The organism is Sporosarcina sp. resist (assembly GCF_014302295.1).
Lineage (GTDB): Bacteria > Bacillota > Bacilli > Bacillales_A > Planococcaceae > Sporosarcina > Sporosarcina psychrophila.
Map to the genome: position 1 here is coordinate 1,894,280 of NZ_CP060287.1, position 23,758 is coordinate 1,918,037.

Below are 23,758 nucleotides of genomic sequence, written 5' to 3' on the forward strand. Positions count from 1 at the left end.
AGGTAATGAACCATAATTTATATGGTTCATTACCGTTTTTTATATAACGAAAGGAGATAAAATATATTGAACTTTATATCAATCATGAACATTAAATTGCATAAATATCTTTTGTCTGTTGGGTTGATGGGTTTATTTACTTATGTTGCCTATGTCCTCTACAAACTCATGTTTGAATTAAATGACATGGGAAATGCAATACAGTTATCTAGTTTTGTTATACAGTCTGGGATGCTTTTTTTTATGTTACTTGGTTACCGTTTTGCCAATAAAAATACAAAAGTTGCATTTTTATTGAATACAGAGAAGAAAAGTCTATTTAAACTGCACCTATCAAGTATACTTTTATTTCTATCTATTGGTGTGTTTTTCGTGTTTTCTGTTATAGGTTTTACAAGTGTCTATTATTACAAAATTTACTCTACTAATCACTTTTATTCAGAAAGTGCATTATTTTTAATAAATCAATGGCTTCTCCCATTCTTAATAATGGGTTTAATTGGATATCTAGTAGGATTAAATTCAAATAGTAAATTTGCATATGCTGTATTAATACTTATTTGGACCTTGATGTCTCCCACAAATCAAGACTTCATCTTTCACTTACTTGCTAACACTAAATTACTTGAAGGAAATTCTTTATTAAGAAACTTAAATATAGGAATAAGTGAACCTAGCAAACTATACCACCCCTTTTTAGGAACAGAATTATATTGGACAAAAAAAGGGCTGTTTTTATTCTTCTTATTAGGACTTAACTTCCTGTCAATTCTTACTTGTGCACGTCAAGGTCTTAGGAAATTAAATTTATCGTTTTTTATAATGAGTCTAGTGGTATATTCTTTAATTCCTGTAACTTCGACCACTAGCTTAAATTCAGAATTGCTAATAGAAGATTTCAAAAGTGATATTCAATATTACTCACAAGAACGTGTATCGTCGGATAAATCGTTGTTCGACTATAAAATAGATAATTATGATATTACTATCAAAAATTATGAAGATTTTGTTGTCGATTTGAATATGGATATCAGTGATGTTAAACAGAACCAAGTTGCTTTTACACTATACAGAGGATTTAAAATATCAGAAATCAACATTTTAAAAGGGTCTACTGTGAAAAAAGCAACTTTTACTCAAGATGGCGACCATACTTTAGTGATTATTCCGCAAAAGTTAATGGGAAAATCTATTACTCTAAACGTGAAATATATAGGAAGTAGTACATTTTCAAATCCTTTATCTAATAAGCATGTATATCTACCATCGGATTTTGCATGGATCCCCTCTAATAGAAGTGATAATACTCATTTTGTTTTTAGTAATTTATATTTAAATAATTCGTTTCACTTAAAACATAAGACTCCGTTTCGACTGACATATGAAGGGGTAAATAAACCAGATTTCATAAATTTGGATTCAATACGAGATTCCTATTATGAAGGGGTAACATCAGGGGTAACACTTATTTCAGGGGAAATTGATCATCGTATTTCCAACGGAAAATATGATGTCTATTTCCCGATTTCTTGGTTCAATTACGAAAGAGAAATTGATAATTATCTAAATGAATTTGAAAAAACGCTTAGCGCTTACAATCGAATTTTAAATACAAGTTATACGATGCCAGAGACAATAATACTTTTACCTAGTTTAGCCTTGAATGACACGTTTATGTTTACAAAAACTAATAGTGATAAAGAACATCTAATAGTCCAAATAGACCCTAACCAATTGACTCAAAGCAGACCTTTGAATACAAATATTCCCTATCAAATTGACGCCGCCTTTGGGAATAATACGTTCTACGATAAACCTGAAAAATTCGCACAATGGATATTATTTAATAGTTTATTAGGAAGTAATTTGAGTGGGCAGCTTGATGATCATTCTTCATCAATTGTTTTTAAAAAGTTCCAACAAACTTTGGCCTCTCCCTATGTGAGTTCAAAATATAAAGAAACATTTAATACTATATCGCAATATAATAACAATCGATTGTCTGAGGATTTTTTATTAAAATGGAAACAGCTTTTAAGTGACGATATTGAAGATGACTGGAATCAACTAGAAGAATTAATAAAATCAAACGATATGGGGGATATGTAATGATCCAGATAAATAACTTATCAAAAACTATTAAAGGGAAAAAAATTTTAGACAATCTAACCATCAACCTTAATGGTATAACAGGCATAATAGGACCGAATGGCGCTGGTAAGTCCACATTGATGAAGATTATTGCTTCTGTAGAGAGTGCAGATAAAGGAAGTGGTTTTAAAATTGAACAGATAAACAAGGAGAAATTGAAATTAGGCTATTTACCGCAAGAATTTTCTATCTATCCTAACTTAACTGTACTGGAGGTCCTGAAATTACTAGCTACTTTGAAAAACAACTTTGATAATCATCATATTGAGCACTTGCTAGAAATTTTGAATTTAACAGATTATAAAGAAATGAAAATGAAACATCTATCCGGTGGCTTGAAAAGGCGTGTGGGTATTGCTCAAGCACTCTTGGATAAACCTAACTATCTAATCATCGACGAACCTACTGCTGGCTTAGATATGATTGAATGCATTAATTTAAGAAATATTCTTCTGAATATTGGTGAAGAAGTAGATATAGTAATTTCTTCTCATATTCCTGAAGACATTGAGTATATCTGTAATCATATAGTAGTAATGGATTGTGGAAAAAAGAGATTTGAAGGCCAGTTATCTAAAATGATAGAGCTTACTAAAAATCTGACATATGAAACAATTATAGAGATAAATAATATTGGAACTTTGAAAGAAATAGGAAAGTTAGTAAAGATCGATAAAGTATCAAATTCATTAGCTAAAGTAGTTTTTGTTACAACAAAGCCTTTATCAAACGATCTCATGTTTAAAAACATCGCACCTTTATTTTCAGGAAGTTACGTCTCGCTCCTAGATAGCGATTTAGCAATATGATTCCATTAATCCGATTAAAGAGTAAATCAATAGGTTTATTGTTGTACCTTCCACTGGTGATTTTCTTAATTAACATGGGTTTAATTGGAATTGGTTTTGACAATGTGAACATTTTAATCATATTTCTACAATTATTCTTTATTCCTCTAGCATTTGCAGGGGTACTATACTTATTTTACGATCTATTTAACGAGAAGAACTTTGCTTTCATGTTAAGTTTTTATAAGGGTCAGATAGGTAAGATTCTTATAGCATTTTTCGGGATGTTATTAGTTCCACTATTCATTTTACTTTTTACAATAGATTCTATTTACGCTGAATTTAATCTGTTACCCACTCTAATACTATTGGTTTCACAACTATTTTTAACCGGAATTACCGCTTTGGTCATTTACTCTTTGTTTAAAGATATTAGCATTTCTATTTCATTGTTTTTTTTATATATATCAACAGAATTAGCAACTTTCGGAACAAGTGAATATTTGTATCATATAATGTATTTAAATTTAGATGGAGTATTCACATTTAATAGCATAATAAGCCTTTCAGTTTTGAATGTATTCTTCGGTGTTATTGGGTATAAAGTATTTAAAATGTATATTTCAGTATAAACTTCATTAAAGAGTAGTAATTAATACTTTATATAAAGTTGTTATTTTTACCGCCTGTCCTTCTTTATATAGTGTAATACAAATTAAAATAATTAGGAGGAAACAAGATGAACAAAGAACAGTATTTAAAAAATGACGAGGTACAAGCAAATGAAGAGGTATCAATTGCAGCAAAAGAAACAACGGTGTCTGCTAGTGTGTCCTACAAAGTAGGTTTAGTGGGTTATGCAACTTCCTCAAGAATTGATGCGCCGGACGGAATTCTTAGAGTTGTCGCAAAAAACACAGGTAGCAACACTCTAGTTGTTCGGGTCATTAGAGGAACAGGTGTAGCAATTGTGAAGGAATGGAGTGTTGCGCCCGGCAAAACAATAACAACAGGTGATTTTTCACTTCCGCCGGACTATTACTCTCTACGCTTGGCACGTGAAAGGGATAGTTATCCTACATCTGGTACTGGTACCATCACAAGCGTCCAATATTATGGTTAAAAAATGTTGAAAACTTTTTAAAGAATCTGATGAACATCCCCCCACCTTGCATATACTTTGCAGTGGGGGTTTTTGTTGTATTGAAAAGATAACTGCTGGATTGTCAACTGTAAGTCGCACAAAACTTATAAGGTCTGTAATCTATATTCCAATGGACTTTTATACCCAAGTGTTCCATGTATTCTAATTTTATTAAACCAGTGGACATAATCATCAAGTTCTACGACAAGCTGCTCAAGATTCTCAAAATGTGCACCATTCGCAAACTCCGTCTTGAACACCTTGAACATCGCTTCTGCGTAAGCTCCAATACACCCCACCTTCTAACCTCATTCTCCCCAAAAGAGCGTAAGAGCCGTTTGGAAGTTGATGGTTACAGCTTTTTGATTATGACCTTAATTGCGGTTGATTTGCGGTCTTTAATGCTAGCGGGGTTAAAGGCGTATTGCTCAATCTGTTCAACTATATTATTGGGGTATAATATTAACGCCTGTTCTTTTTATAAATCTAATCTCCTTGAATAAATCTTGTCTCCGTAATAAATTTTAAAAAGCATAGTCAAAACCGTGGCCAGAGATTTTTTTAGAACAAGAAAAACGCTTTAAAACCGTGACCTGATAGCATTTCTTCGAGAAGAGGGTTCGACTCTCACCGTCTCCATACCTAGAAATCATATGATTTCAAACAGTATAAAACCCCTTGGTAATCGAGAGGTTTTACTTTTGCCTTAATTCATCAAGTAACATCTAATTGAATTCAACATTTCACCTAGATGCTGCTTTGATATATCGAAACGCTCATAGCAAAACAGTGAGCGTTTTCTTTTTACAACATAATGTAAATTATGTTGTATTTTTCTGTTTACTTGGATATAATTAAGGCCATAATACAACATAGTTTATTAATTCTAATGAAAAATAAATGCAACATAATTTACAGGAGATGATAGTATGATGGAAGCTTTCCAGGAATATTTAAATTCAAGCGACCTAAGTGAAAATACCATCAAAGGGTACACTCAATCTGTCAATGGATATCTAAAATGGTTTGATGATTCAAAAGGTGTTTCATTCACGAAGTTGCACCGAGAAAATATTCGCGAATATCTATCCTTTCTTAAAACAATTGAAGCGGTAGGACCTAAAACGATTAATACGAAATTAAGCGGTTTAGTCAAATTCAACGAGTTTTTAATTCAGGCTAAAAAACAATCAGATCTGGTTATTGAAAAAAGTGATTTCGTTAAAGTTCAGCAGCAGTATGCGTCCCTTGCAAAAGTTGAATTTCAGGATGCAGAAATGTTTCGTCAATTAGTACTGGATAGTGGAAAGGCAAGAAATTATGCAATCGTAACTGTTCTAGCCTATGGGGGATTACGCATTTCAGAAACACTCAATTTAAAAATAAACGACATTAACTTGGTGTCCCGTGAAATACTTGTTGTGGACGGGAAGGGCGATAAATCTAGAACCGTTTTTATGGGGGAGAAGGTGAAGATTGCCTTGCAGTCTTGGCTGCGGGAAAGGAAGGAGAAAGAAATAGATTGCGAATTTCTTTTTCCGAGCAATCGAAACAAAAGGCTGGATCGTACTGTTGTCAATAGGTTGTTTAATACTTATTCAGCTAAGATTGGAAAGGATATTACTCCACATGATCTTCGACATTTTTTCTGTTCAAATGCGATTGAGAAGGGCATGAGTATTCATGAAGTGGCCAATCAAGCCGGGCATTCAAATATTCATACGACGATGTTATATACGAATCCTACTAAAAAAGAAATGTTGGAGAAGATGAACCGGCTTTGAAAATGATTTTTACCTAGAAGGAATGTGAAACCTCATTATATAGAGGGAATTCAAATTTAATTAGTGTTTTATTATGATGAAAAAGAAAGTTGGAGGGATTACTTGAAGGTTAATAAAATCTTCTGACTCTTATTCGTTTCTATCTTATAATGAAGTAAGTGTTATGAACTGATATTAAACTATTAGCGGGTATGAGAGGAGCTAGTGCATTGACAAATACGATTACGATGAAGACAATCAACGAGCTGTTGGAAACTACCGCTTTTTTTATTCCATCCTATCAGCGCGGATATCGCTGGGACAAACAACAAGTACAGAATCTATTAGACGATATTCTACAATTTATGAATGAAGGAACATCGGCGTTTTATTGTTTACAACCTGTTGTTGTACGGAAAAAAGATGAGTATGAAGCAGGGTTGCCTATATATGAAGTGATTGATGGACAACAGCGGCTTACTACGATTGCGCTGATTCTAACATATTTAAATGAAGAACCGTATTCACTTACATACGAGACACGTCCTGACAGTTTCCTGTATTTAAAGCGAATGAGGGAAGAAATTGAATTGGAAACGGGCGCGAAAAATATTGATTTTCATTTCTTTAACAATGCATTTGTAACAATTAAGGACTGGTTTGAGCAGCCTCGAGATAACCGTCGTACTTTACGACAGAAGTTTCTCATCGCGCTTGGTGAAAGTGTCAAAGTGATTTGGTATGAAGTGGCGTCTGGGATTGAAGTGCGTGAGGTTTTCAGTCGTTTGAATATAGGGAAGATACCGTTAACTAATTCCGAGCTAATCAAAGCGCTGATTTTATCGAAAACCCCACGACTTCAGCAATTTGAGTTAGCAAATGAATGGGATCAAATCGAGCGTCATCTCCAGAATGATCGTCTTTGGTACTTTATCCAACCGAAAGATGCTTATACGAACCGAATTGAGTTTCTATTTGATATATACACAAGCAATATCTCACAGAAGCATCATGATCCTTTCTTTACGTTTTATAAGATTCAAGAAGAAACATCTTTCGAGCAAGTATGGCTACAAATCAAATCCTATCTAGCGCGTTTTGATGAATGGTTCAATGATCGTGAACTTTATCATTATGTCGGCTATTTAACACAGCAAAAATCTATTACACGCTATATGAGCTTATATGATAGCGACCGTATTAAAGATAAACGCGAGTTTCGTAATGAATTGAAAAATGAAATAAAAAATGATATAGAAGGAATGGAGCTTGACGAACTAACATATGGTGGACGCGATAATCCACAGATTAAAAAAGTATTGCTCTTATTTAACATATCCACAACATTAAATCAAAAAAATGACGAAGCACGTTTTCCTTTCGATCGTTTTATAAAAGAACGCTGGAGCATTGAGCATATTCATGCGCAAAATACAGAAGGATTGAATAGGAAGGACCAGTGGCTTGCTTGGATTAGTGATACGATTTATATGCTTGAACAATTGGAGCAGCTAAGTGAACAGGGGCAGTATCAATTTTTAATTCAAAAACTTGGAGAATATAAAAATGACAAGGATATTACACATGCTATTTTTGAGCAGTTGTTTGACCAAGTGCTTGCCGAAACAGAAAAGCAATTTGGCTCAAACATTCATGGGATTGAAAATCTAGTGTTATTGGATCAAACAACGAATAGTGCGCTGAGTAATCACTTTTATCCTGTGAAATATAGCAGAATGAAAAAGCATGATAAAGAGGGGAGTTTCATTCCGATTTGCACACGAAATGCTTTCATGAAGTATTACAGTAGTGAAGTAGACAATTTCCAACTTTGGACAGAACAAGATCGTCATGATTATATAAAAGCGATTCATCAATCACTAGAGATATTTCAGTAAAGGAGAATGAAGATGGAGGCACCTACAACGTTTTGGCAACTATTAAACCACTTTTATATTACCATACCAATCATTCAGCGTGATTATGCACAAGGTCGCATGGATGACCGTACGAAAGATATTCGAACGGTCTTGCTTGAGCATTTACAAGAGGCGCTGGAAGGAGAACGGCATGTTGATTTTGACTTTGTCTATGGTTCAGTAGAAAATCAAACATTGACACCACTTGATGGGCAGCAACGTCTTACTACTCTTTTTCTCTTACACTGGTATTTTAGTGTGAAAGAAAATATAGATATAAAGGATGTATTAAGCCGTTTTTCTTATGAAACTCGCATTAGTGCACGTGACTTTTGCCGTGCGCTTGTATTGAATTCACCTTCATTTAGCCAGGTGAAAAGTCATAAAATTTCAGATGTATTACAAGAGAAAAAGTGGTTCCAACACCAGTGGTTACAAGATCCAACTGTACATGCAATGCTTGTCATGCTAGATGATATACACACTCAATACGAATCTCTTGAAATTGAGGTGATGTTACTCTTAACGGAAGACGTATGTCCAATTACGTTCAGCTTTTTGGAGCTGAAGGAATTTGGTCTAGGTGATGAACTCTATATAAAAATGAACGCGCGAGGGAAACCGCTTTCGACTTTTGAGAACTTTAAAGCTCAATTTGAACAAGTTTTAGAAGAGGGGGATTTCTTGCAAGAGAGCAAGAACTTTTCGAAAATGCTTGAGCGTGAATGGACAGATTTACTATGGTCATATAAAAGTAATGATTTTACAATTGATGAATCATTTATTGAAGTGTTTAGTTTTATTACAACCGCATTGGTGGCTAAGAAAAAGGGGGTTCGTAACCCACGTATATTTTCAGAGCCCTTCGTAAAGCGGTCGGAGTTGAAGGCTGTCTATGATAGGAAAGAGCATGTAAGTTTTTTATTTGAAACACTTTCTTTGTGGGGAAATAGCGACGACATTCGCGCGGAATTTAATCAACTAACACGGGCATTACCGTTGTACACACAACATACGCAGCTCTTTGACATGTGTGTACAAAAGGATAGTAGCTTTAGTTTATATGAGAGGATTTTATTATATACGATTGTAATGAAGAAACTTCACAAACAAGATGATGATATGGTGGACACCCTTCGAGTGATTCGTAATCTAGTGCAACGCATACGCCAAGCGAACAATGGTCAATTTAATAGTAATTTACGTTTTGACATGATTGGTGCGATTTTTAGAACCATAGATCAATTAATTGAAACAAATGAACCGATTTATGACGCGATTTTACGCATTGCTTCGGTAGAAGGGTTTGCGCTTACGAGCTGGAAACAAGAACAAGAAAAGGCTCGTTTATTGAAAGAAAGACCGGATTTAAAAGAAGCCTTACATGCATTGGAAGATGAACTGACTTTAAAGGGATCAGTCCACCGATTGCTACCGATATTCAAGCGCTATCCAAATGAAACACTGACCTATGTGAAGGAGTTATTACAACTTCCAGATGCCTTAGTTGCGCGGGCAATGTTAACAATCGATGATTTTGCGCCCCAAGTGGGTTGGAGTAATTTGGGACCACGTTATGTATTTGGAGGTAGCTTTTACCGCGACTTTATTTGGACGAATAATAATGAAGATTTGACAGAAACCTTTTCACAACTGATTGAATTACTCATTGCGGCGCCGCAAGAAAAAGTAGCCGATAAAATTGCGTACATCATTTCGAATAATAATGAGTGGGGTAAAGATTCGTGGGTATATTATTTTGTTAAATATCCGACAATGTTACGCGGAAATAAGTTGCTTTATGTATTTGCAGATGAAGAGAAGTATGCGATTGAGCGTTTAACGGGTGTTAATCTGCAAGCAGAGCATATTAATCCCTTTTATGATGCAGTTATTCAGGAAATCAATGATAACGACATTTGTAAATATTCGCAATCAACGATTCGACTAAGTGATCCTAGTTGTCTTGTGACTGAATATGGATTTGTGTTTAGAATTACAGAAGGATATTGGACTTATGAAGGAGAATCATCGATTTGTGATGCGTTAGGAAAACATAATAAGACTTTAACAGGGCTTGATCTAGTGGAAAGAGGAGTAGCACTTGTAAGGTATGCGCACGCTATGAAGACTGTACCTGCATGAATTAGTTCATTTTGAGATTCAGAAATAAAAAACTCTTGTCTTTACTTATCGCGATTTGTTGGAAACCTTTATGAAATAAACCGTTATTTTATCGGCAAATACATATTGCAAGGCTTTATCTGAATCATTCATTGTAAGGACAAAAAATGATGTTATTTTCATTCATACGGGTTTCTTCCATAGCTTTACTACTGTGATTTCTTCAACTTTCCATTTACTATAGGCCATTGATTATAGCCACGAGAATGTATCACTTGTGACATCTTTATTACCACGCAATGTCACCTCGTGTACCAGAACACTGAGCTGCATACTAACTGGGGAGATAACGTTTGTATGATTACAAAGTGATATGCGCTGGTTAACAACTTGACTCCGAGCCTCCACGGGCATGAATTCCAAGCCATGAAACCAGCAACACATGCTGGCTTGTTCGAATAAGGCTATCATGCCCGTAACCCGGTGTAAAGTTGTGAGACTAAGAATCGGTTGCTTCCCCCAGCCTTTGTGTAGCCTGTATCACGTCTGCTACACAAGGAGCAAATAGTTAAAATGTGGCAGTGGTAAACTACTTGTCATTCACTTGTACAAAACATGGCAGGGGTGGTACATTTCATTGGCTGTAATCAGCTATTAAAAAGCAATCCGTTTATCTTTTGCCAGTTTGTACTTGCTGTCGTTTCCTAGCTCGATATAGTAATCGGAAAATGCTGGTTGCTTAGTTTATTTTCAGGTATAGAAAAAGCATCCCGAAAGATGCTAGATGAATTGCTATTAATGGACATATACAAAGTCAAAATAATAATCATCGTTATCATGTTTCAAGTCTAATTTGATAAATATGTTTGCTTCATCGCTATCTTTACCTAACTCCACAGATGCGAATTCAAATTCTTCAATAGGGTATTTCCTCAAAAAATCTTCGGCTCGTGACAATCCTTCGTTTATTGCATTTTCCTCAGTTTTTTCTCCGTACGGAACAGTGTTGTAAAAATGTTTCGCCACAACAAAACTAACTATCCCATCCTTCTTCAGACGTCTAACCTTTGATATGGACCTATCATATATTCGTTCATTATCACAGATTAGAGGCTTTAAAAACAATCTGAATGCAGTAAACTGCATAATTTCTGGTACATCTTCCTCGTAAAATCCTATATATGATTTCGGATTTTCTAGAATTGAATCTTCCAAGTTATGATACTTTTTTCTTGAGAACTGGGTAGGATACTCACCCTTGGGCGTTATAATAAGCAAGACATGCCTTTTATTTTGACCTTCTAATTGATCCAGATATTGTTCGATTGGCAAATTAACTCACTTCGCTTTCGTTTGGTAATTTGAATATACTTTAAAACACCTCGGATGGGATGCAAGGATGTGTGCTTATATCCCTAATTTTATCGCCATTTGTTGAGTTGTCTGAACAATTTCTTTAGCTGCCGTTCCTTGTAAACTCTTTGCTTCTTCATAAAGCGATTCATTCACCGTAACAATTTCAACATTGAGTGAACTGATCATTAAGTTAGTAGCCTCAACATATTTCCCGAAACTATTAACTAAACGATCGTGTTCAGTCTTCAAAGCGGATGGGACATTTTGTTTTAACAAAGTTTTCTCTTGTTGCTTAAACTCCTGTAACAAAATAAGATATTCGCCTTTCGCTTCTCTAATTCCGATGGTATCGCGAGTAATGTCATCGGATATTTCTCCGAACCGGTTTCCTGTTTGTTGCATTCGGTTTCCTACCGCTGCTATATTCATAGCGTATGTCCTAATTTCAGGCGTAATTTTCATTACTATATTCTCACCTCCTACTGACAACATTCGCCAATAAAGGCGCAAATCCTTTATTTATACCCTCAAAACTACAAATTGTATCAGCATTTCAATGTGGTTTTAAAGAAAGGGGAAGTATATCGAACGGTGTATGGAATTTTTATTGGCACGCCAGGCATCCTTTCATTACATCGAATCATGGTATACTAAATTTAGTAGAGTTTTTCGAAAAGTATAGGGGGGCTTTTTATGTATATTTCCGATTTGAATATTTTGAATTATAGGAACTTTAATCAATTTAAAGGGGAGTTGAATAAAGGCTTGTCGATAATTATTGGCGAGAATAACGTAGGGAAATCAAATTTTTTAGAAGCTCTAAGTCTTATTTTTAATAGTGATTACTCCGCACGAAAACGAATATTACAACAAGAGGACTTTTGGAACGGTCTGAGTATCCATAATGCTTGGCCAGAAATTGTAATTGAAGCTACCTTAAAAGGGATTAAGACAGAAGATGAACTTGCTATTACAAGTAGATGGCTAACAAGAAAGCCTGGAGAGGCGAGACTTACCTATAAGTATAGACCAAAAGCTAATATATCTATCAAACCACCTACCGAAAATACGCTTATCAATAAGGTTCGTCTTCCACTAAACGAATACGAGTGGGTAATTTATGGAGGAGAACGTGAAACATTGGATACGTTTGATTTCAATATGCTTTCAAAATTTGGTGTGGAGTATGTGGGGGCTCTTAGGGATGCAACTGCAGAATTAAAAAAGTCTTCTGGTCAATTGCAGCGTATTCTTAGAAACTTTGATTTAGATGAAGATGAACTCCGAAAAATTGCAGATAAAATTGATGAGCTTAACAAGCAAATTATGCAGGGGAGAGAAATCAAAAGTGTACAAAGTGACATCAATCAATACCTAAGAAAAATAACGGGTGCTACAAGACAACAAGTAAAAATACAAATGGGAGAAAGTGATTATGATTCCCTATTAAAAGATTTAAAGGTCGTAATCGGTGTCAAGGAAGACAGTGTGCATTCTGTTGAGATGAATGGTCTTGGTTATAATAATTTATTGTATATCAGCCTCTTGCTTACACAGCATACTGCTTTAAAGGCTAAGCGACTCCAAGAACATGATTATTTATTTCCAATTTTGATTGTAGAAGAACCAGAAGCTCATCTACATAGTCATCTGCAAAAATTTCTAGCCAATTACTTCTTTAATGAAGATGTTGCGGGGCAAGTCATCATGACATCTCACTCATCTCACGTTAGTTCACATTCCAATTTGGATAGCTTAGTTATGTTTTATAAAAACTTAGATCAGAACTTATCCAAACGTATTGGAACAATTTTTGATTCGAAAAAGGAAGATCAAAAGCAATATAAGAGGTACTTGGAAAGATGGTTAGATGCTACTAAATCTGATATTTTCTTTGGGCGAAAAGTTCTGTTGGTAGAAGGAATTGCAGAACGCTTATTGATACCCAAATTTTTCTCGATGTTATATAAAGAAAAAATAACAGAAGGTAAGAAAGTAGAAGTGATAGATAAAACATTAGAAGGCGAAGGGATTTCCGTGATTTCCGTAGATGGTGTAGCGTTTCGACCATTTTTACAGTTATTTGGACCAACTGGTTTGAACATAAAATGCGCGGTTTTGACCGACAGTGATCCAGAATCGGTTCCTCTTAAGGATAAAGATGGTGATGAAGTAATTGGAACGGATAGTAAAGTTGTTAGAGAAGAGGTGTATCCTACTAAAATTGGTGAGTATGAGAATTGTGCACGAACCGCTGGTTTAATGAGGGATTTTAGTCCTTCTCCAAATATCTTTGTTTCTAGTAATATAAAAACATTTGAATATGACTTGATGCTTGAGGACAATATTCCTTTCTTTTCAGACTTGATTAAAAAGTATAGTATTGGTACGAAAGATAACAGGGAACGTATAGTCTCATTAAATGGACAAGAATTCGTAAAAGAGGCATATAAGTTGATTTCAAAGGAAAAGGGGGAATTCTCCCAATTCATATTAGAAGAATTGAATAATGGTAAGCAGCTTCACATACCAACATATATCAAAGAGGCATTTAAGTTTCTCATGAAAGAAAAGGAGGGAGACGGAGATGATTGATAATGACGATTTTCGTAAAAGTATAGCTTATGCTCCTGTGACGGACTCAATTGTCGTACAGGCTGGTCCAGGGAGCGGGAAAACAAAAATATTAATTGAACGATTAAAGTACATAATCGAAAATCGACCCCAATCCTATTCTGGTATTGCGTGTATTACCTATACTAATGCGGCAAAAGATGAAATTATAACGCGATTACAGAATGATGGATTTCAGTTACCTAAGGATTTATTTATAGGAACAATTCATTCCTTTTTGTTGGATCATATAATTAAACCTTATTCACATTTTGCTAATAAAAAGAAAGAGCCATACAAGCTGGCTTCGTACGGTTTTGCAAGAAAGTATAAACAAGAAATTGGGGAGATGTTAAATCGTCCCACTCACTTTATTAGCGAGAGCATCTACAGGGCATTTGAAAGCTTGGGGCGTGATGAAGAAGGTGAACCATTTTGCTTTCAAAACAGAATAACCCCTGAAGTAGCTAGAATATGGAAGGATATCACAAAAGAAGAGGGGTATATTGACCAACAAGATGTTATTTACCTCTCATATCTTATATTAAATGGATACGAGCATATTAGAAATGCATTTAGTTCTCATTTTCCATATGTCCTTGTGGATGAGTATCAAGATGTTACTTTTTATCAAGAGAAAGTTTTTAAGCTAATGGAAAGAACCTCATTTTTTTGTGTAGGCGACCGAAATCAATCCATTTATAGCTTCACTGGTGCAAAGCCAGAGATTTTTCAATCAAAGTGGGCACATGAATGCTATGCGAGTTATACTTTAAGTAATAATTTACGTAGCACAGAACATATTGTCAAGTTTGCAAATCATAAAACGGGAATTATTCAATTAGAAGCTGGTCTAAATGCATCTAGTGAGCAAATGGTGATATTTATTAAAGATGTTAATGAGGATTTTGAAGTTCTTCAAATATTTAACCGTATACGTGGAGAGGTAGAATGTGAAAACCCATATAATCCTTATATGATTTTGGCAAGAGAAAATGATTATGTTAAAAAAATGGGGTACTTACTAAAAAATCAAGATATGGAGTCAAATCCATTTCTTCGAAAGTTGAAAAAGGAACATTATCGTCGTTTTCGAATTTTAGAAAACCTCTTACTCGCTATTTCTTATAAACGCAGAAATGAATTTGACCAAGCTGTTGAGAGAATGTCTGAGGCCTTTAGTTATTTATTTTTTAATGAGCATCCGAATTTTGTAGCCTTATCTGAAATTGGATTTGATAAGTTTATGTGGAAAAAGCTTCAGATTTTCACGTTATTTTTTTTAGACAATATTGACTTAACTGAAATTTCAGTAGCAAGTCTATTTTTGCAGGTGAAAGAATTTTTATCAGTACAATCTAAGAAACTATATGATATATCTATTGGAAGGAAGATACTTATGCTTAACTATAAATGGAAAAACCAATCTAGGGCGGCTAAAAACACTATGGTATCTCATTTGCTAGAGCAGGTTGAACTGCAAAGTAATTTATCTGAAAGTGGAGGTCATCTGTTTAGCATTCATGGTGCAAAGGGGCAGGAAGCTGAATGCGTACTAGTGATGGCTGAATCAGAATCGCAGCTTACGGAATGGCTTGGGAAAAATGAGGAGTCCGAAGAAGCACGTGTTGGCTATGTTGCGTTTTCAAGAGCTCGAAAGCTACTATGTGTATGGGCTCCCTCTATTAAAGAAGAAAACTATTTACACTTACAAAAGCATGTGAAATTTGTTGATAGCAGTTACGCAACAGAAATAGAAAGTGTTTAAGGCGAAAGGCATAGTAGCAACTAATCCAATATGAACGTATGTTTTTTTCCACCGAAGGACAACAAATGTACTAATGAATGACAGGTAGTTTACCATGGACCCTCTTTAATTAATTGATCCTTGCGTGGTAAATCTATTGCATTCAATGGTGAAAAAGATGTCACAAGTGGTAAAATCACAAGGCGTAACCAGCACTGTTGTAGCGTATATCTCGGGAAAAGTTGATATCATATTTCACATCCGGCTTGCAAAAAAAAAGAAATGAGGACTGATTATAATACGTCAGTCCTCATTTCTAGATTCTTCATCGCTATTTAAAACATAATGTTGATTTGGATCAAAATTAGAAGAAGCTACATGTCTAATTAAACCTTTATCTTCAAGTGATTTTAATACTTTTAGTGCATAGCTTGGACTTTTTTCTAATGCTTGGGCTAACTGTTTTGTCTTCAATTTATCTTTTTCATAAGCGATTTCTAGTGCTGTCTTTTCGTCCTCAGTAAGATACTTCCAGCTTCTGTTTATTAAAGAAGAAATCCTTTCTTCTCTACGTCGACGACGCATAACAATGTTGTTTTTTAATGTTAGAACTACTGATGTTGGTGTTTCTTCATAAACAGGTGGATTTAAGAAAAATTGTTCCATATCCTGAAATATCCGCTTCACACCTTCATTGAGTTCACGAACCCATTCAAAATCGGTCAATGCGCGAGCGATTTTAGGGTTTCTTGAATAACGTGTAAATTTAATATTTTCTACGCTCACTAGATTTGGTAGTTTTCCTGGACTATGGATTTCTAAGCGATCATCAAACATAAAAACTTTAATATCATCACCATGGACGTTGTAGGCACGATGGGTAATGGCATTAATCAACCCCTCTTGCCATGCGAATGGGGGATATTCAGGAATAGTGGTGAATTTACCTGTATCTTTATCAAGGGTCATAAACTCTCGAAGTTGTGTGTCAATAAACTCTTTTGCCTCTTCAATGAGTGTAGGTATAGGTGCCTCGAATACTTTTTGCTTAGAAATATTAATATTAGTACCGACCTCTGCCTTTATTCCGTCGTATTTGTAAAATCTTAATTTCGCGCTTGGAACAAACATTGTTGGATACTTTGCGAACATGAGGGCTCCGGCAATCGTGACTTTTAATTCACCGTCTATAAGCTTTAAAAATCCTCTTGCCAGAAGGAGTTCTTCAAAATCTCCTTTAAACTTCAGTTTTTCTTTGTACTTATGGAAAACATTCACATCCAAATTTTCCATCGTGCAGGATTCAGCAATCAACTCTTCATAAAGTCGATTTCCCTTATCATATTCGATATCTATTCGTTGCTCAAAGCTAAGTTTTTTTGTTTCATCTCCAACGCGTAAAAAAACATCATCAGCCTCTGTTTTATGCACTTTATCCACGCTTGGTTCAATGTGTAGCAAAAGAATTTCATCTTCTTTTCCGTTCTCTTTAATAATATTAATTCGTTCAAATTTATAGTTGACTGAAGGAAAGCATTTTTCAAAACCGCATTGGATAAAATCATTTACTTTTATATTACCTTGAGAAAGAATACCAAGGGCTTTCCCATTTTCAATACCTATAGCAAGTAGCCCGCCATCGGCATTTGCAAAACCGACAATGGCCTCTGCTAACTTTTGTACTTTAATACTCGCCGATTTACGGTCAAAATACTGGCTTTCATTCATTTCTAATAAAGCATCTAACGATAATTTAGAATCATGTTTGGAAAAGACCATAATTTCCCTCCATCTGTTACTTGATGATACTGTATAGTGATTCCTGAACAGGTAAATATCTATATTATACCACAATAAACAGCCATCCTTAGCACTACTACCTAAAATGCATCAAATAAACATGAAACAGTACAAAGGTGCAGCGAGGCATCAGAAACAAGCCTATAATGTAGGGCGATAAAAGATTATCAAAACCATATGTGGTAAAGTACAAAATCATAAGCAGCCATTGTACATTGTTACCGCACTGTTTAATATTGTGCGCTTTATCTAGTCAGTGGCTTCTAACAACGTCCGCAAACAGTGGCTAAAAACTCCTCACAGCTGCCTTATTCTGTTCGCAGTGCTAATTGAATTGAATGAACCCCTACGGTTAAGTGAAATTAATCTGTAGGGGCCTTTTCGTTTTAGTGGTAAAGTCTGTGGCAATCGTCGTTACAACTATGGTAGTAGAGGTACATTCTTGTGGCTGCAATCACCAAGCTTTGCATTTTGACTATCAAGCTTCTCACGGAAAACCAATAAAAATCTAGTCAAACAGCTGTTTTAAGTCCCGATCCTCGTTTTTCAGCTACCGAGCCTCCTACGAAGCAGGTTGAGCTTCGCAATTTGGCTATCGAGCTTCGCACGGAAAACCAATTAAAACCTAGTCAAACAGCTGTTTTAAGTCCCGATCCTCGTTTTTCAGCTACCGGACCTCCTACTAAGCAGGTTGAGCTTCGCAATTTGGCTACCGAGCTTCGCACGGAAAACAATATAAACCTAGTCAAACAGCTATTTTAAGTCCCGATCCTCGTTTTTGAGCTACCGAACCTCCTACGAAGCAGGTTGAGCTTCGCAATTTGGTTATCGAGCTTCGCACGGAAAACCAATAAAAATCTAGTCAAACAGCTGTTTTAAGTCCCGATCCTCGTTTTTGAGCTACCGAACCTCCTACGAAGCAGGTTGAGCTTCGCAATTTGGTTATCGAGCTTCGCACGGAAAACCAATAAAAATCTAGTCAAACAGCTGTTTTAAGTCCCGAGCCTCGTATTTCAGCTATCGAACCTCGTACGAAGCAAGTTGGGCCTCGTACGAAAAATCAAAAAATGGTTTAGTTAAACAGTCGTTTTAAGTTCCAGGCTTCGCAATTTGACCATTGAGCTTCTCACAAATACTGGTACTCATAATATTTATCCGATATTATTCTGATTTTGTTAGAATAAATGCATATCCAATTATTTTTCATTCATCTTAATTACTGGTGAAAGTCGCTATACTTTTTGCATTCAAAAAGACAGGGAAGGGAGTTGGAAATGGTGTGAATTCAGAGTAGTTTGCTACATAGGCATCCGAAACTGTAGTACACTAATAAGGATTACTTCAGTAAAATAAGGTATATTATAATTGTTGAATAGATTCTCTTTAAAGACAAGAAAAGTAGGTGAACAAAGTGGGGAAATATCAATTGGATAACAAAGGTAAGGCAGCTGTGACAAATTATCATGAAAAAAACAAGCCTGCCAAATTTGATAAAAAGCAGCAACTTGAAAAAATACGTGCGGAGTATTTGGAAAAGAAGCAAAAACAAACAGATAAATAAAAGGATGTATCTTCGGAATTATCAAAAATAGACGAATGGCAAAAGGCTATTTTAGAATTAGTGTCGATATAACACCTGTTTAAGTGCCGAGCCTTGTAGGGAAAACCAATAAAGGTTTAGTTAAACAGCGGTTTTAAGTTCCGAGCTTCGCAATTTAGCTATCGAGCTTCTCATGAATACAGGTGCTCATAATAGTATTCCGGTATTTTTGCGATGTTATTCTGATTTTGTTAGAATAAACACATATCCAATTATTTCACAGTCACCTTAACCACTGGTGAAAGTCGTTACACTTTTTGCGTACGCAGAAAGAGATCCGGCACAAATTTTCAGCCTTTGTATTCCTTGTTTAAAGGAGAAGTTAGGTAGACGTATTCGACGTCAATAAATTGCTTTTGGATATCAGAAGAGATACTTACGCATTTTGCGTGAACTATTAAAATCGGTTTTTCCTAATCAGGAGAGATCGGTTTTTTGCATTCAAAAAGACAACAGGGAAGGGAGTTGGAAATGGATTTACTATAAAGAAAAAATTGAGTAATTTTAAAACGCATCTACTTGGCAATCGCTAGGTATAAATGCGTTTTTTTATTTATTAAAATACAAAAATAGAAAGGGTTGATAAGTATGTCGATTAATCTTGATGATATGACGGCAGTTCAAAACGAGCAACAAGAGGGTATTCTCGGCCATCTCATGTGGTTTTCGGTTGGCAAGCAGTTAGTCAAAAAGGATGATTTAGAACGAGCACTTGTTCAATCGGGTTTGCCAGTTGAATGGATGCCGAATGCGATTCGTCCAGCCGATGCTTTCCGAAGAAGTACAAAAGAGATTGAGACTAGAAAATCTACTGGTTATGCTGGGGTATTCGAGAATTTTCTTATACGTGAAGTGTTCTCGGACAAAAGCCACGTGCAAAGAAATATTGTAGTGGAAAAAGTGGATCAGGCAGGCAAACGTCTTGATTATAACAGTAAAGCCGGAGTGATCACGCTAGATAAACAGAAAAGTTCTCTGACGTTTATTACGGAGAACGAAATTGCAAAAGAGTTGTGCTTTGAGGCAGAGCGTAATTTCAATATTTATAAATCCCATTATTCAGCCCAACAAGTAAGGGTAATGGTCAATAAAATCCTACAGTCTTTAGCGCCTACACCTGTGCGCCCGAATGGAGGGATATACTTTGTCCCAGATTCACATACGGAAGGGTTGAAACAACTCGTGAACTTCACGTCTTCTCTTGAGAATAGTGAAGGGTTCAAGATACCTGTCGTTAATACATTCGATAACCGACAAATGGTGAATACGAAGCTAAATGATCATTTAGAATCCATTTTACGTGATTGCAAATCGAGTGCTGGGCTGAAAAAAGGGCAAGTGAAGGAGATTATTGAAAATGCGCAGTCCGTAATTGCGAATTATCGTAATTACAAAGGCATTGTCGCCAATGAAACAGATGCGCTAGAAAATAAAATCATGACGATTCGTGCAGCGGTTTCACAGTTAGTAGCGGACCTTTAAATTTATTGGAATGGAGAGAAGAAAATGGCAGAATTTTATCAAATGGATGTAGTCGAATATGTGCAGCATGTTAAAAAGATTGCCCAAGAGCTTGAACGCTCAAATGAATTAAAAGAAAAGGAATTGCAAATTAAAATGCGAGAAATATCAATAAAAGAACAGGAATTGTTTATTCTTTCGGCGAAAAATTGAATGGATTCTAGTGAAGGGAAGTACGGTAGCGACAGAGTCCGACTTCCTTTTCCTATGTAAATTTAAAATGAAGGGGTTATCCAAAATGACAAACACTAATTTTGCAAAGTTAGAGGAAATTAAAAATGCGCTTAATGCAAAGTTTTTTGAGCGTGAGGAAGAGATTGAGGGAATTCTTGTCGCTCTACTTTCTAGGCAGCACATGCTAATGATTGGTCCTGCAGGAACTGCAAAATCCGCATTGTCGGTTGAAATAGCCAAAATTGTACAGGGGACAGCGTATTTCCAGTGGTTGCTAACACGGTTCAGTACACCAGAGGAGGTATTTGGCCCACTGTCGTTAAAAGATCTTGAACAAGGCGTGTATAAGCGGAACACGGCAACTAAAATGCCGGAAGCTAACCTTGTTTTCCTGGATGAAATCTTCAAGGCGAATTCAGCTATTTTGAACAGCTTGCTAACGTTAATAAACGAAAGGCTTTTCTATAATAACGGGACGCCAGTAAAAGTTCCTTTGATGTCAGTTATCGGAGCCTCAAATGAGTATCCCGAAGAAGGCGAGGGACTTGAAGCGCTTTTTGATAGGTTCTTACTTCGGTTTGAACTAGATTACATTGCCGATGAAACGAATTTTGTTTCTATGATGAAAGGTGCTGGTCAAAATCAGGAAATGCCTACTATGACGATGGACGAGTTGGTTCAACTTCAGTTCTTTACTGACATGGTAGCTATTCCTGATGAAGTTTTCGAGATCCTTTCGAAAATCCGCATGGCATTGAGAGATGAAGGAATTCGCCCATCAGATCGGCGTTTCAAGCAGTCTTTGAGTGTTTTACAAGCGAAGGCACTCATTAGCCAGCGACAAGTAGTACAAGTGGATGATATTGTAATCTTAGAAAATGCACTTTGGGAAACCGTTGATCAAAAGGATACGGTATCGCTCATTGTTCGGAGTCACGCACAGGATGTAGTGACTCGGGCCATTGATGCCGTACAGAATGAAGCGAATGAAGTTTTTAACTCTATGCTGAAGGATAACTCGACAGATGCCGGAATGGAGGCGACCCAGAAATTGAAAGCATTAGTCGCTAATTTAAATAAGTTGAAAAAGCATAATCAAAGTCGGGATATGGACATTAATCCAATACTCGATAAAGTGAAATCGATGCAACAAGAAATCCTCGATAGTATTTTAGAACCCATGGATTTTGATGCTCAAAATGAGAAGAAAGCAGTCGAGATGCCATTCTAAAATGTCGAGTGAAAATATGAGGTGTCGGGGGGAGGTTCCTTCGACATCTTTTTCAAACTATGAAAGGAAGTGTTCTGCGTGATAAAGAATGAAAATCGCTCTGTACTAAATACCGATACATTTGATAAAAGACGATTTAAAGAAATCTATGAGATGTCGCAAGGATTGCAAAAGATAAGTGCTGATGGAGAGTTGCCAACGTACGAGCCATTATTGGCTGACATCTGGGCCTCCTTATATAAGATGAAACCAGAAATCACGAAAGGTGACGATACTGGCGATCTTCAGGTTAATAAATCACTGATGGAAAAAATCATGACGGATGAATCTTTCGAAAACTATCGAAGCTTCACACGGTTGGATGATTTGTCTTCAGCTATTGGCACAATGAAATTCGGAGAGAAGACGAACGAATGGTTGGCAGACCAAAAAAAGCAAGATGAAGACCTGCAAAAACAGATGCAAGAAATCCAGGCGATGCAAAGGCAACTTGGAAAACAGGAACGACAAGAAGGGGCTCAAAATGGTATGGAGCAGCTTCAAGCTGACCTTTCAAAAGCGATGGCCGACTTAGACAGCCAGCTGCAACAAACACTCCAAAACAATAGTCATAGCTTTTCAGAGGCGATGGCTCAAGCTATGCAGGAAACGAAACAGGTGAAAGATGGTCTAAAATCATTGCTTGGTGGTACCGGTACTGGTAATGGGGATGCGGAACTAAAAAAGGTTCCCCTTCGAGACCAGATTGCATTGGCCGAGAAAATTGCGTCTGACAAGAAGATGAAAGAAATTGCTGAGTGGGCAGGCAGGTTCAAACAGATTGCCCGTAAAAAGCAGAAGTCCAAACATAATGAGGCTATGGAAAGAAGCGGAGTCACCATAGGTAATGAAATTGAACGGTTATTGCCGATGGAACTAGGATTATACACGCATACAACAACAAAGAACGACTTCTTACGTCGGTATGTTGAAGGACAAACGATGCAATATGAGCAAAAAGGGCATGAAGTATTAGGGAAAGGTCCAATCGTACTTTGTCTGGACCAGTCAGGCAGCATGAGCAAACTGGATACACAATCAAAAGGGTTTACATTAGCCCTTATGTCGATTGCGAGAAGACAGAGAAGGGATTTTTGTTTGATCTTGTTTTCTACACGTACACAGATCTTTCAATATGAAAAAGGAAAAATTAAAGGGTCCGATATGGTTAGTTTTGCACAAACATTCTTAGGTGGCGGCACGAACTTTGCACTTCCCTTAGATAAGGCAATGAGCGTCATAAACGAAAGCCGTTTTAAACAAGCTGATGTCGTGTTTGTTACAGACGGTGAAGACAGATTAAAGGATTCTATTTTAGAAGCTTTTAATCAGAAGAAAAAAGAGAAAGCGTTTAATGTGCTCTCCCTTGTGATAGGAAGTAGAACGGATACGGTGAAACTGTTTTCCGATAAAGTTGTCCAAGTTAAAGACTTTGATGATAAAGGAAGTTTTACCGCATTTGAAATCTGAGTGGGGGACGGCGGAGTCGCTTATGATATTAATTGTTAGAAGACTTATTAAATTGAAACGGCGTTTCCGATAATTTATCAACAGAAATATGCAAAAATATCTTTCGTGAACTAAATCTTAGCATGAGGGATGTTTGTAGAAGCTATGATTCAGCTTGGTATTTATGAGTAAGCCGGAGTGATTTGATTAATGTGAGAGGGCAAATCATTAAAGGGAATTAACCTGCGCTGCTTCAGAAGTCATTTTCGACTTTCGGGGCAGTTTTTGTGCGCCCGGTATGGGCGCAGTCTATAGAGGCAAGTCCCGAGCTGCAAAGAA

Annotated in this window: 17 protein-coding genes; 13 read left to right on the forward strand and 4 right to left on the reverse strand. The window is 36.2% G+C overall.

Annotation, left to right across the window (positions count from 1 at the left end):
* Nucleotides 1–66 precede the first annotated feature (66 nt).
* From H7992_RS09510 to H7992_RS09520, 3 genes are all read left to right on the forward strand, one after another.
* Nucleotides 67–2,109 carry an MFS transporter gene (locus H7992_RS09510; protein WP_187047384.1) on the forward strand — a complete coding sequence of 681 codons (2,043 nt, stop codon included), beginning with the start codon at nucleotides 67–69 and terminating at the stop codon, nucleotides 2,107–2,109.
* Entirely contained in the window at nucleotides 2,109–2,960 is an 852-nt protein-coding gene (locus H7992_RS09515; RefSeq protein ID WP_187047385.1) for an ATP-binding cassette domain-containing protein, read from the forward strand. Before H7992_RS09510 ends, H7992_RS09515 begins: the two co-directional genes overlap by 1 nt.
* Before the next feature lie 718 nt (nucleotides 2,961–3,678).
* Nucleotides 3,679–4,062 (forward strand): hypothetical protein, encoded by a 384-nt coding sequence (locus tag H7992_RS09520; RefSeq protein WP_187047386.1) that lies wholly within the window; start codon nucleotides 3,679–3,681, stop codon nucleotides 4,060–4,062.
* A gap of 125 nt (nucleotides 4,063–4,187) precedes the next feature.
* Here the strand turns inward: H7992_RS09520 and H7992_RS09525 are convergent, their stop codons facing one another.
* Nucleotides 4,188–4,382 carry an IS3 family transposase gene (locus H7992_RS09525; protein WP_187047387.1) on the reverse strand — a complete coding sequence of 65 codons (195 nt, stop codon included), beginning with the start codon at nucleotides 4,380–4,382 and terminating at the stop codon, nucleotides 4,188–4,190.
* Nucleotides 4,383–5,012: 630 nt separating this feature from the next.
* Between H7992_RS09525 and H7992_RS09530 the strand changes: the two genes are divergently transcribed.
* The 3 genes from H7992_RS09530 to H7992_RS09540 all read left to right on the forward strand — a co-directional run bounded on the left by H7992_RS09530 (nucleotide 5,013) and on the right by H7992_RS09540 (nucleotide 9,910).
* On the forward strand, nucleotides 5,013–5,867 hold the full coding sequence (locus tag H7992_RS09530; protein WP_187047388.1) for a tyrosine-type recombinase/integrase: 855 nt from the start codon (nucleotides 5,013–5,015) through the stop codon (nucleotides 5,865–5,867).
* A 209-nt stretch (nucleotides 5,868–6,076) separates the two neighbouring features.
* Nucleotides 6,077–7,744 carry a DUF262 domain-containing protein gene (locus tag H7992_RS09535; RefSeq protein WP_255428635.1) on the forward strand — a complete coding sequence of 556 codons (1,668 nt, stop codon included), beginning with the start codon at nucleotides 6,077–6,079 and terminating at the stop codon, nucleotides 7,742–7,744.
* 12 nt (nucleotides 7,745–7,756) lie between these two features.
* Nucleotides 7,757–9,910, forward strand: a complete 2,154-nt coding sequence (locus H7992_RS09540) for a DUF262 domain-containing protein (RefSeq protein ID WP_187047390.1) — start codon at nucleotides 7,757–7,759, stop codon at nucleotides 9,908–9,910.
* A 774-nt stretch (nucleotides 9,911–10,684) separates the two neighbouring features.
* Here the strand turns inward: H7992_RS09540 and H7992_RS09545 are convergent.
* Entirely contained in the window at nucleotides 10,685–11,221 is a 537-nt protein-coding gene (locus tag H7992_RS09545; protein WP_187047391.1) for a hypothetical protein, read from the reverse strand.
* Between the two features lie 75 nt (nucleotides 11,222–11,296).
* Nucleotides 11,297–11,707: a hypothetical protein gene (locus H7992_RS09550; protein ID WP_187047392.1), complete on the reverse strand. Its 411-nt coding sequence runs from the start codon at nucleotides 11,705–11,707 to the stop codon at nucleotides 11,297–11,299.
* A gap of 231 nt (nucleotides 11,708–11,938) precedes the next feature.
* Here H7992_RS09550 and H7992_RS09555 point away from each other — a divergent pair, with 231 nt between their 5' ends.
* Both H7992_RS09555 and H7992_RS09560 read left to right on the forward strand, forming a co-directional pair.
* Nucleotides 11,939–13,840 (forward strand): ATP-dependent nuclease, encoded by a 1,902-nt coding sequence (locus H7992_RS09555; RefSeq protein WP_187047393.1) that lies wholly within the window; start codon nucleotides 11,939–11,941, stop codon nucleotides 13,838–13,840.
* Nucleotides 13,833–15,626, forward strand: a complete 1,794-nt coding sequence (locus H7992_RS09560) for a UvrD-helicase domain-containing protein (protein ID WP_187047394.1) — start codon at nucleotides 13,833–13,835, stop codon at nucleotides 15,624–15,626. Before H7992_RS09555 ends, H7992_RS09560 begins: the two co-directional genes overlap by 8 nt.
* Before the next feature lie 282 nt (nucleotides 15,627–15,908).
* Here the strand turns inward: H7992_RS09560 and H7992_RS09565 are convergent, their stop codons facing one another.
* Entirely contained in the window at nucleotides 15,909–17,384 is a 1,476-nt protein-coding gene (locus H7992_RS09565) for an ATP-binding protein (protein ID WP_187047395.1), read from the reverse strand.
* Between the two features lie 1,432 nt (nucleotides 17,385–18,816).
* Between H7992_RS09565 and H7992_RS09570 the strand changes: the two genes are divergently transcribed.
* The 5 genes from H7992_RS09570 to H7992_RS09590 all read left to right on the forward strand — a co-directional run bounded on the left by H7992_RS09570 (nucleotide 18,817) and on the right by H7992_RS09590 (nucleotide 23,440).
* Nucleotides 18,817–18,966, forward strand: a complete 150-nt coding sequence (locus H7992_RS09570; protein ID WP_187047396.1) for a hypothetical protein — start codon at nucleotides 18,817–18,819, stop codon at nucleotides 18,964–18,966.
* A 627-nt stretch (nucleotides 18,967–19,593) separates the two neighbouring features.
* On the forward strand, nucleotides 19,594–20,487 hold the full coding sequence (locus H7992_RS09575) for a DUF6744 family protein (protein ID WP_187047397.1): 894 nt from the start codon (nucleotides 19,594–19,596) through the stop codon (nucleotides 20,485–20,487).
* Nucleotides 20,488–20,511: 24 nt separating this feature from the next.
* Complete coding sequence (locus H7992_RS09580; protein ID WP_187047398.1) at nucleotides 20,512–20,679, forward strand: hypothetical protein; 168 nt, start codon at nucleotides 20,512–20,514, stop codon at nucleotides 20,677–20,679.
* A gap of 85 nt (nucleotides 20,680–20,764) precedes the next feature.
* The gene (locus tag H7992_RS09585) at nucleotides 20,765–21,931 is read left to right on the forward strand and encodes an AAA family ATPase (RefSeq protein ID WP_187047399.1); all 1,167 of its coding nucleotides are present in this window, start codon (nucleotides 20,765–20,767) and stop codon (nucleotides 21,929–21,931) included.
* Nucleotides 21,932–22,009: 78 nt separating this feature from the next.
* Complete coding sequence (locus tag H7992_RS09590; protein ID WP_255428636.1) at nucleotides 22,010–23,440, forward strand: VWA domain-containing protein; 1,431 nt, start codon at nucleotides 22,010–22,012, stop codon at nucleotides 23,438–23,440.
* Nucleotides 23,441–23,758: the final 318 nt, after the last annotated feature.